Raw genomic sequence first — 9,993 nt, forward strand, 5'->3', positions numbered from 1 at the left:
GTTTGGCCTAAGTTTTCGCAGCGAGTGACCCCTGGCTTTTTGAGAAGATACTAATTTTTTAGAGCTAGTTGAATTAGTTCAATATCGTTGGGATCATCTTCTACAACTAGCATTCGGGTAGGATTTGCTCTAATCATAATCGGGTACTAACTAATTAGCAAAAAAACAAGAACTGTTTAAAATAAGTATTATTCTTATATTTGAAGGCTAATTACACCAAAAATGCCGTGATTTAAATCACAACGCTTATTCCCTTTAAGTATTGTTCATTTTTTAAATCTAACAACTATTATTAAACTAATCAATCAAATATAAAAGTAGTAATTTTTACTCTTGTGGATTAAGTAAAAATAATAATAATATCATTTTAGAAGAAAAATGATAGGTTATGATATTGCCGCACAATAATAAGTCGGGACATTTTTGTATCTTTGATTGTCATTACGAGGAAACATGATAAATATACTAAGTTTTACAGTTATTGTCCTCACTTCACTGCTACTTTTCCAGCGATCGCTACATCTTAAACAGATTAAGCACCAATTAGAAGAAGAAAAAATCAAAAATCAAAAACTAGAAGAACAATTAAGAAAACAAGAGCCGAATAATCCCGCGTCTTTAGTCTGTATAAGTGAAGATATTACCAAAGAAAAAAAAAGCCATCAACTATTACAAGCAATTAGTTTAGCACAGTCCCAATTTATTGCCGATGTAAATCCCACGATTTTATTCAATGACTTATTACAAAATTTATTAATCCTAACCGAAAGCGAGTATAGTTTTATTGGAGAAGTTTTCTACAGCAAGGAAAGACAAACCTATTTAGACAAAATCTACATGAAAGCTAGAGGAAATAATTATCTAGAGACCTATGAATTAACTCAGATCACCTGGAATGAAAAAACAAGGAAAAATTACGACACTAATGCTATCCAAGGAATAAAATTTCACAATTTAAGGACCCTTTTTGATGCAGTCATAACCGAGAGAAATCCTGTGATTATCAATCATCCTAGCACCGATCCTAGACAAAAAGTTGGGGCTATAGATAATTGCTCTTTAAATACTTTTTTAGGACTTCCCATTGACCAAAATAATCAATTAGTAGGAGTGATTGGTATTGCCAATTGTAAAAGAGGTTACGATCAGAATTTAATCAACTATTTACAACCCTTCTTAACCACCTGCGCTAACTTAATTAAAGGCTATAGCAACGAAAGAAATCGTCAAGAAGCAGAAAAAGAAAAAGAAGCCAGCAAAAATAAACTACAAGCATTACTTACATATTCTTCTGATATTGTTTCAATTTTTGATAGAGAGGGACAGCTAGTTTACAATTCTCCTGCTGCTGATAAAATTTATGGCTTTTCTATCGAAGAAATGCAACTGAGAAGAACCTTTTATTTAATACATCCCGACGATCGCATCAGAGTAGTAAAAACATTTTCTAAACTACTTGATCATCCTCAAGAAACCGTTACCATTCAGTATCGCTATCAAACAAAAAACAACAAATATGTATGGTTAGAGACAGTAGCCAGTAATCAACTAAACAATCCTAATATCAAGGGAATTGTCGCTAATTCTCGGGATATTAGCCAACGAAAACACGCACAAAAAGCTTTACAAGAAAGCGAGCAAAAATTTCGTCAATTGACCGAAAATATCCATGAAGTATTTTGGATAACTGAAGTTTCTAAAAGTGATCCCCACTATCGAAAAAGTGTTTATGTAAGTCCAGCTTGTAAAGATATTTGGGGCTATGATCCCAAGGATCTATATGAAAATTCCAGACAATGGATAGAGACTATTCACCCCCAAGATCAACAACAAGTTAGAAAAGAATTGTCTCAAAAATTAATTAAAGGTAACTTTGACTGTCAATATCGCATTATTAGATCCGATGGAACCCTACGGTGGATCAGAGATCGAGGGTTTTTGGTGAAGAATCAAACAGGAGAATTAGTCCGTGTGACAGGGTTAGCTGAAGACATCACGGAACAAAAAGAGAAAGAAGAAGAAATTAAACGGTTAAATCAACAATTAGAGGAACGAGTCGCCCAAAGAACCGCAGAATTAGAAATGTTATTAAATACCTTTCCTGACTTTGTTTATGTAGTAGAACGAAACACAATGAAAATTTTGTTTTGTAATCAAGTTTTCGCCCAAGGGATTGGTTTTCAACACCGTAAAGAGGTGGAAGGAAAAACCGTTTCTGAGTGTTTTCCTGCGGAGGTGGCTAATTATTTGATTCAACAAAACCAACAGGTGTTTAATTCAGGAGAAACTCTCCACCTCGAAGAAACCATTAGTGTATCGGAGGGCGATCGCCATTTTGACACTTATAAGGTTCCTCTGAAAAACTCTCAAGGAGACATTTATGCGCTTTTGGTAACCTCCCGTAATATGACGGAATTGGTCGAAACAAAACGAGTATTGATGAAAAAAACCAGCCAACTAGAAACCGCTAATCAAGAATTAGATTCTTTTTGTTATTCTGTTTCCCACGATCTACGCGCACCTTTGCGACATATTAACGGTTTTGTCAATGCTTTAGAACAAACTCTCATCAATAGTGAGATCCCAGAAGATTCTGAAGTAAACCATTATTTAGAAGTTATCAAAAAGAGCAGCGAAAAAATGGCTCAATTAATTGATGGGTTACTCACTTTATCAAGGGTAGGACGGTGTGAGTTGGTTTACCATAGAGTAAATCTTAATTCTCTGCTAAAAACCGCCATTAATCTTCTTTCTGTTCCAGATCAGTCCATTAAATTTAATATCGGACAATTACCCGTAGTCTTGGGTGATGCGGCCTTACTACAACAAGTATTTATTAATTTATTGCAAAATAGTATCAAGTTTAGTCGGGGATGCGATCCCATTGAAATTGAAATCAACACTCTAGAAGATGGTACTATTTTTATCGCTGATGGTGGAGTGGGTTTCGATATGAAATATGCCGATCAATTGTTTGCAGCATTTCAACGGTTACACTCTCAAAAAGACTTTGAAGGTACTGGAATCGGTCTTTCTATTGTTCAACGTATTGTTTGTCGTCATGGTGGACGCATCTGGGCCAAAAGCGTTTTAGGAGAAGGAGCGACTTTTTATTTCAAATTAGGTTAATTTTTCTCTATGTAACGGCATTCCGGTTCAGGAAAATTATAGGGACATTCTAGGTGAAGTATTGTTCCTTTGCGATCGTCGGCTCGACAGTTAACCCACCCATTTTTATTGCTGTCAATTCCCTCACAGTCAATGGCGTTAAGACTATAACCTCTAGCAAATAATCTGAGTTTTTTTTCAGCCGTTTGTCGTATTTGACGATTTTCTGGATTTTCTAACAAATTAGTAAGGGCAATAATAAGAATTACGGTGATGATAATCACCGCAATTAAAAGGTTAACTGGATCAAAAATGAACCGTTTTCTACCCTGAGAATTATTCACCGTAACACCGATAAGAATCTAATTCTCGCAATAAAGAAAAAGCAGCACTTTCTGACTTGGCGATGGGCTGAAGTCGATCAATTACCTTGGACAATTGATCCCCTGTGGTTGGACTTTCTAATAAAGGAACATCAGGAAAAACTTGGGAGAAAGCCTTAATTCTTTCTCTAGTTTTCCAAGGAAGGGGAATTAATTTCTTTGTTTTCATTGTTCTAAAATCTGGCGTGAAGTGCTGGCTTGGTCGTATATGTTAGATAGACAAGATTGATAAGAATTTAGGGGTGCTTGTTGATTGTTAAGGAAACTGGAAACGGCTAGGGAAACTACTTCGTTAAATCCTAAAGGAGCATTATTTTCAATAAAGCTTGTAAGTAAAACATAGGTTTCTTCTGGTATTTCTACTTCAAGAGCGATGGGCTTTTTCATGCTTTTTCCTAATAAAAACAACTACAAAATAGAAAAGGTTGGTGTTATTTTATTTTTTAAATCATAATTCAATGTATGAAATTAACTAATAATTATTACTTAAATTTAATTAGTATTCTGAGTCACTTATTTTTTAGAATAACTTAAGCTCTAAAAATCCCCAATAACTGTAGCTATACACTTCAACTATCCTAAGGTTTATCTCAGACCTATGTATACTAACATAGGATACTAAAAAAGTAATTAGTCTTTTTTAAACAAGGAGCCAATGAACACTTTTCCCCACTAATTCCGAGAAGTCTATTGCCTGGTCTTTCCTTGTTGAAAAATCAGATCAGCCTGGGGAAAACTTAGTGGAATCTGTGGAAAATCTTGATAGAGATGTGAAAAAAATTGGGAAAATCCCCAATGAAAATTTTGTTTAAGAACCCTACTCAATTCAATTATGGATTATTTAGTTGCTCTCGGTTCATTGTTGATAGTATTTTTGTATGTCGGTGATGGAAAACAAACTCTGAAACCTTAGCCCTCGACTTTCGTAATAAGCAGCCCCTCCCTGTTCACGATCCACCAAAGCGATCACCGTATCAACGGTGTAACCGACTGCTTGTAATCTTTCCACAGCCAACATAGCCGATTTCCCTGTTGTTACCACATCCTCTAGAACAACCACTGGGGTTCCTGGGGGAAGAGTTGGTCCTTCGATATAAGCTTGGGTTCCGTGACCTTTTGCTTGTTTGCGAACAATTAAGGCAGGAATAGGACATTTTTCGTAGGCAGATACCACACTTACTGCACTGACGATGGGGTCAGCACCCAAAGTTAATCCTGCAACCCCTTGAGTGTCGGGGGGTAACATAGATAGCAGTAAACGACCAATGGCTAAAGCTCCTTCAGCTTTGAGTGTGACCTGTTTTCCATTGATATAGTAGCTACTTTTTTGACCGGACGAGAGGGTAAAGTCCCCTTCTCGGTAAGCTAATTTGACGAATAAATCCAAAACATAGGTGCGTAACGTTGATAAATCGGCGGTTGCAACGGAAATCATAGAAAAAGTCTCACAGATCACAATAGTTATCTTGACATACTCCCTCGTTGAAAACGAGGGATTCTAACACCTCACAATGCTAGTTTTCTGCTTCGTTCCCCACCAACTAGAACATCGTACCCGATGCTCCCCGTCGCTCTGAGTCCACAGACATTTTTGGGTCGGAACGCCTCTGAGGTTTCCTCAGAGGACGCAAGCAGACCCGATCCCATCTGCCCGACGGCGATTATGCCTCGATTTCTAATTTCTTGACTAGCTGCTACATCTCTTGTGGTGGTGTACCCACACTCATTACAGTGGTGAACCCTGACATCTAAAGTTTTCTTTCCAGTGTGTGCGCCACAGTTGGGACAAGTCTGACTCGTACCATCCTTGTTGACCTTGGCAAAGTACACATCTCTCCTAAAACATACCCACTCTAAGATGTTCACAAACTGGCCAAAGCCAGCATCAGCACTATGCTTTGAGAGGATTCCTCTTTGCCAACTAACAAAGTTAATGTCTTCGACAAATATCATGCCAGCACCATCACACAGATGATGAGCTAATTTAAAATGCCAGTCTTTTCTGGTATCAGAAATACGCTGATGTAGCCTAGCTATTTTTTGGTTTAATTTGTGTCGGTTATTTGACCCTTTTTGCTTGTTCTTTAACCTACGTTGTAGCAATTTCAGCTTACCTTGTAGAGTCTTGAGAAATCTGGGTCGCTTAATCTCTTCACCGTCACTTGTTGCAACAAACTTGTCGTAGCCCAAGTCTAATCCTCTTGGATGACCGTGAGGCATAGGACTAGGAACATCAACATCCAACTGTAGTGACAGCATCACAAAATAACCATAAGCTTTTCTAACTATCCTTGCTTGCTTGATTTCAAACCCTTCTGGAATTGGTCTTGAGAGTCGCCATTGAACCCATCCCAATTTAGGAAACTTGATAGCATCATCTCTAATGGGATCTTTCCCCAACTGTGGAAAGACAAACGAACGCAGACCATACTTATTCTTAAAGCGTGGAAAACCAAAACCTCTGGCTTTCATCTCATCCCAAGCTCTGTCGAGAGTTCTTAAAACTTGCTGGATAACTTGAGAATGAACTGTTTTTAGTTGAGGATATTGATTCTTAGCTTTTGTCAGTTGTTGAGCTTGCTTCTGATAGTTGGGAAAAGGTTCTTCGGCTGAAATGATGTATTCGGACCGAATCGAACAAGCATTGACAGGGGACTTACGAGAAGCACACCAGTCTTTACGCTGCCGTAGCGCAAAGTTCCAGACAGAACGACACACATCAAGATTTTGATCAATAGTGGCAATCTGTTCAGGAGTTAGTGATAGCTTGTACTGGTAGGTCATTGTTAGCATGGTACTATTCTAGCTTACACAAGCTTATTTTGTGTGTAAAACTCAATCAAGGAAACGACAAATTAGCCTTACCAATGAGTGCCTCTACGAGAAGAACCATTAAAATTACCAGAGGGTTTGTTACCAGTTTGATTGGGATTTTCTGTAGCATAATGAGGCAATAATAACTTATTCCAACTATCCATTTTTTGAACAAATTCAGATTGACACATCCTAGCTCGTCGTTTTATTTGCTCTGGTCTGGCCGTATTACTATTATCTAATAATTCAAATTTTTCAATAAATACTTTGGCATATTTTTGTGGGTTACTTCCATAAACCAAACAAACTAAATTAAATAGTCTTTTATCATGAGGTGCGTGTTCACCCCATCGTGGACTTCTACGTCCTTCTTTATATAACAGTTCATAAAATTCTGAGGCATCTAAAACCATTTCTGCTGCTACATCAGCGGGAAAAGTTCTAAATAACATAATTACAGCAAATTCATCCACTGTATCTTCTTCTTTTCCTACTGCACTCAAGGATAAAACATCAATTAAACCGTGACCTAATTCATGATAAAAGGTAACAATGGTCTCATTAATTGATTTGTCTAGAGCCTCTTCTATGGGGTATCCTGCTTTTTCATGAAAAAGAAACACATCATAACTTGTATTTTCATAACAAATGATTATTTGTCGGTTTGAGGGACTCCAAAAAGCGTTAGCCGTACCACAATCTTTAAATAAGACAGAAATATCTTCTCGCATAATCAATCCTGAACTATTTAAGTTAGAAATAATTAGATCAAACACTTCAGTCTTTCTTATAAGTTTTTCAACTTCTTGATTGGAGGAACTAGGCTGATATTGTAAGATAAATCGACCAACTTTATTATTTTGAGCTTCATTTTTTGTAGTAGGTGTTGTTAAACCTAGGGTTATAAAAAACAGGGTAAAGAAAAATTTTGATAAAACTTTAAAGGATATAAATTGATAGTTCATTTTGAATATATAACCTAATCATTAATTAACCTAAATCTGAAATTTGATGTTAATCTTAAGAAAGTTTGAGTCGGAATTGCCCAACTATATTGACTCATTTCTTCCTTTTTTTCAGGAGAAGCTGTGGTTCCATCTTCAAAAATATAAGGATTTCCCCAAGCTGGATATTTATGCCGGCCATTAATGCCAACAATTTCCTTTTTTTCGTTTAATAATGGTCCTCCACTCATGCCTTTTCTAATATCATTAGTGTAACCAATTTTGTAGCCACCTCGAAAAGATAAGTCACTAATCAAGTTAACTGTACCCGTAGTAAAAGTAAAGCCATCATTATCTGTGTTTTCTGTTATGTAAGGAAATCCAGCTGCGTAAACTTTTTCCCCAATATTAGCAGAGGATGAATCTGAAAAAGAAACAACTTCATAATCTTGGTCACTAATAAACTGTAAAACTCCTAAATCGTATTTTTGAAAATCAAATTGATTAGCAGGGGTTGCTTCATAAATATTGCCGTCTGGGGTTTTTATTTGATAGGCTTGCTTTTGCCTGCCAAACAGTAATACATGATCGTTGGTTAAGACTTGATAAACATTACCTTACTGCCGAATTAAAATCCCTGATCCTGAATTTTGACCCGAGAAAACTTTAACGGTAATTTTTTGAGCATAAGTTTTAATTTCTTGTTCTTTGTTGTTTAATGGAAGATCATTTGTCTGAGAATTTTCTGATAAGGTTGAAGGAATAATAATGTCCTCAATTTCCTCACAGTCTATCCATTTATTCCAACTCCCAACTGGCAAGAGATATTGAGTTGCAACCCCAGTTAAAAAACAAGCAAAACCAAACAAAATCGTTGTTAAAAAATTTTTCATTGATTAGGATTTTATCGTTTTATTTCGGACAGTAATAGGAAAGTTAATGATTAGGTTAGGGAACAAAAAATTTTTTAAATTGTCAGGTTTATTAGCCTACCAAGCTATACCACGAGATGAACCAGAAGGATTTGTTGTATTAGAAGGAACGGTAATTGGCTGTTGCTCAAGAATTTCAAAATTACGGTTATTGTTACTATCCGATGCCCCCGATAGATTACGAGGAATTTTAGGAGCAGACTGGATATAACCCCTTAAATTGAGTACTACAGAACCATTACTTGTTTGAAATAAATTAGTTTTTTTTTGAGGTTTCTTTTGTCCATTAGAACTACTTCCTAATTGCATAGAAGGACCCCCAGCAGCATCTCAAGTGTTATCAATCTCTGCTAACACTTGAGCGGGATTTTGATCCGGTCTGAGGGTTAATAAAATATTACCTCCGTTGGAGTCGCAAGCTGTACCAGCACAAATCACATTGTAATTATTGACAGTGCCTGCAACTAAATGATCTGGTTGAAATTCATTGAGTCGTTTTGCAACTTCTTGACATCGTTGAATTGGAGTATAGGGAGGATTAAAAAAAGTGCTAGTCCACTTAAAAATTTGGACAATTCCACCAGGAGTTTGGGCATAAGTGGTGGGAGTATTTTGTTCGTCTGTAGCACAATCGAACTGAACTGATTGAGCATTACTAGGAGCAGAAATACCTAGCAATGTACTTATCGTTACTGTAGCGATGAGGGAGCATGATGTTTTTTTTATAGACATAGTTTTTTGTTGAATTTGACTTATTCAAGGGAAGAAAATTTAACTATTGCAGATAATTTTGGAGATCATCTGTGGTACTTCCTGTAATGGGTAGAATTCTTAAACCAGAACGGGTTCCTCCATCTTCAATTTGATAACTAAACGTTTCATATTTCAAGGGGGTTCGTTTGCCATTAAGAATGGTTTTCCCTTCAGCTTTTAAGGTTTCAGGGGGGTATTTTGCCATTAAAGCCTTAATTTTTTCACTTCTCATTTCCGGTACGGGATGAGTCATATTTTTTAATTGAGCTCCTGGCATTCTCCCTAAAAGTTCCATCACCTCAACACAACCGTTGGGATCAAAACCGGCTTTGACACTATATTTGTAGCCCAGTTCGTCTGCTTCTAATTCGTAGCTATGACTGATTTCCATTAAACGCTGATTGTATCTTTGTTCAGCTTCTTGTTCTATTTTTGCTTTAATTTCCTCAATATTCTGGGCATTTTGTTGAGCAGCACCCCCGATCAATAAACCAATAGCACCAATAATGCCACCAGCTTGCCCTCCGACTTGATTCCCCACTTGTGCAGCACCAGCAGCCACTCCGACTCCTAATGCCGCTTGAGTGGCTGCATCTTGCTCAGCGATTAATTTTTCTCTTTCAGCGTTCTCAATTTCTTCGAGTTTTGCCTGTTGTTGTTTAGCTGGACCATAACCTAAATGTTGCTTGACATGATGCCCCATTTCGTGGGCAATGGCACAGGCTAAAGCCGAAGCGTTTCCTTCTAACTGATCCATTAAACCTGCTTCAAAGGTAAGGAGATTCGTATCAGAGGCATAAGCGTTGACCACATAATTAGAAGTAACCACAATGCGCCAGGGTTTCTTATCGAGGTTATTCGCCCTGGCAATGCGATCGGTAATAGCATAAACAGCAAAATAGTTTTTGGGCAGTTCTTGCTGCGCTTTTTGATACATGGGATGGATATCACTAGAAGGTGGGGTTTCGGGGTTGGCAAGTACCAATGATTGGCTGGTTAATAAGGTAATACCAAATCCGCTCTTGTTATACCCTTTATAAGCTAGAATAGGCAGATGTC

The 9,993-nt window shown here is 37.1% G+C and carries 11 protein-coding genes and 1 pseudogene; 1 reads left to right on the forward strand and 11 read right to left on the reverse strand.

The window, feature by feature from the left end; genetic code table 11:
* Positions 1-453 precede the first annotated feature (453 nt).
* Positions 454-3,129, forward strand: coding sequence for a PAS domain S-box protein (locus P9B04_RS08090; RefSeq protein ID WP_342054484.1), 2,676 nt, complete (start codon positions 454-456; stop codon positions 3,127-3,129).
* On the opposite strand, the gene P9B04_RS08095 is transcribed toward P9B04_RS08090, so the two are convergent.
* The 11 genes and pseudogenes from P9B04_RS08095 to P9B04_RS08145 all read right to left on the reverse strand — a co-directional run.
* The gene (locus tag P9B04_RS08095) at positions 3,126-3,452 is read right to left on the reverse strand and encodes a hypothetical protein (protein WP_342054485.1); all 327 of its coding nucleotides are present in this window, start codon (positions 3,450-3,452) and stop codon (positions 3,126-3,128) included. The genes P9B04_RS08090 and P9B04_RS08095 overlap by 4 nt on opposite strands.
* The gene (locus tag P9B04_RS08100; protein ID WP_342054486.1) at positions 3,445-3,660 is read right to left on the reverse strand and encodes a hypothetical protein; all 216 of its coding nucleotides are present in this window, start codon (positions 3,658-3,660) and stop codon (positions 3,445-3,447) included. Before P9B04_RS08100 ends, P9B04_RS08095 begins: the two co-directional genes overlap by 8 nt.
* On the reverse strand, positions 3,657-3,878 hold the full coding sequence (locus P9B04_RS08105) for a DUF2811 domain-containing protein (RefSeq protein ID WP_342054487.1): 222 nt from the start codon (positions 3,876-3,878) through the stop codon (positions 3,657-3,659). Before P9B04_RS08105 ends, P9B04_RS08100 begins: the two co-directional genes overlap by 4 nt.
* Before the next feature lie 469 nt (positions 3,879-4,347).
* Positions 4,348-4,926 (reverse strand): orotate phosphoribosyltransferase, encoded by a 579-nt coding sequence (pyrE, locus tag P9B04_RS08110; RefSeq protein ID WP_342054488.1) that lies wholly within the window; start codon positions 4,924-4,926, stop codon positions 4,348-4,350.
* 71 nt (positions 4,927-4,997) lie between these two features.
* The gene (locus P9B04_RS08115; RefSeq protein WP_342054489.1) at positions 4,998-6,284 is read right to left on the reverse strand and encodes an RNA-guided endonuclease InsQ/TnpB family protein; all 1,287 of its coding nucleotides are present in this window, start codon (positions 6,282-6,284) and stop codon (positions 4,998-5,000) included.
* 68 nt (positions 6,285-6,352) lie between these two features.
* Positions 6,353-7,270 carry a DUF4344 domain-containing metallopeptidase gene (locus tag P9B04_RS08120; protein ID WP_342054490.1) on the reverse strand — a complete coding sequence of 306 codons (918 nt, stop codon included), beginning with the start codon at positions 7,268-7,270 and terminating at the stop codon, positions 6,353-6,355.
* Between the two features lie 14 nt (positions 7,271-7,284).
* Positions 7,285-7,842: pseudogene (locus P9B04_RS08125) on the reverse strand (S1 family peptidase); the annotation flags it as partial.
* Between the two features lie 24 nt (positions 7,843-7,866).
* Positions 7,867-8,142: a hypothetical protein gene (locus P9B04_RS08130; protein ID WP_342054491.1), complete on the reverse strand. Its 276-nt coding sequence runs from the start codon at positions 8,140-8,142 to the stop codon at positions 7,867-7,869.
* A gap of 96 nt (positions 8,143-8,238) precedes the next feature.
* Entirely contained in the window at positions 8,239-8,490 is a 252-nt protein-coding gene (locus P9B04_RS08135) for a hypothetical protein (RefSeq protein ID WP_342054492.1), read from the reverse strand.
* A gap of 21 nt (positions 8,491-8,511) precedes the next feature.
* Positions 8,512-8,913 (reverse strand): COP23 domain-containing protein, encoded by a 402-nt coding sequence (locus P9B04_RS08140; protein WP_342054493.1) that lies wholly within the window; start codon positions 8,911-8,913, stop codon positions 8,512-8,514.
* 43 nt (positions 8,914-8,956) lie between these two features.
* A partial coding sequence (locus P9B04_RS08145) for a M48 family metalloprotease (protein WP_342054494.1) occupies positions 8,957-9,993 on the reverse strand: 1,037 nt, incomplete at its 5' end.

The sequence above is a fragment of the Crocosphaera sp. Alani8 genome (assembly GCF_038442745.1).
In the GTDB taxonomy this organism is placed as follows: Bacteria; Cyanobacteriota; Cyanobacteriia; order Cyanobacteriales; family Microcystaceae; genus Crocosphaera.

What these genes read in the sequence shown, in the direction of transcription:
- P9B04_RS08090 (WP_342054484.1), top strand. Translation starts at nt 454, where the DNA reads ATGATAAATATACTAAGTTTTACAGTTATTGTCCTCACTTCACTGCTA.
- P9B04_RS08100 (WP_342054486.1), bottom strand. Translation starts at nt 3,660, where the DNA reads ATGAAAACAAAGAAATTAATTCCCCTTCCTTGGAAAACTAGAGAAAGA.
- P9B04_RS08105 (WP_342054487.1), bottom strand. Translation starts at nt 3,878, where the DNA reads ATGAAAAAGCCCATCGCTCTTGAAGTAGAAATACCAGAAGAAACCTAT.
- pyrE (WP_342054488.1), bottom strand. Translation starts at nt 4,926, where the DNA reads ATGATTTCCGTTGCAACCGCCGATTTATCAACGTTACGCACCTATGTT.
- P9B04_RS08115 (WP_342054489.1), bottom strand. Translation starts at nt 6,284, where the DNA reads ATGCTAACAATGACCTACCAGTACAAGCTATCACTAACTCCTGAACAG.
- P9B04_RS08120 (WP_342054490.1), bottom strand. Translation starts at nt 7,270, where the DNA reads ATGAACTATCAATTTATATCCTTTAAAGTTTTATCAAAATTTTTCTTT.
- P9B04_RS08130 (WP_342054491.1), bottom strand. Translation starts at nt 8,142, where the DNA reads ATGAAAAATTTTTTAACAACGATTTTGTTTGGTTTTGCTTGTTTTTTA.
- P9B04_RS08135 (WP_342054492.1), bottom strand. Translation starts at nt 8,490, where the DNA reads ATGCAATTAGGAAGTAGTTCTAATGGACAAAAGAAACCTCAAAAAAAA.
- P9B04_RS08140 (WP_342054493.1), bottom strand. Translation starts at nt 8,913, where the DNA reads ATGTCTATAAAAAAAACATCATGCTCCCTCATCGCTACAGTAACGATA.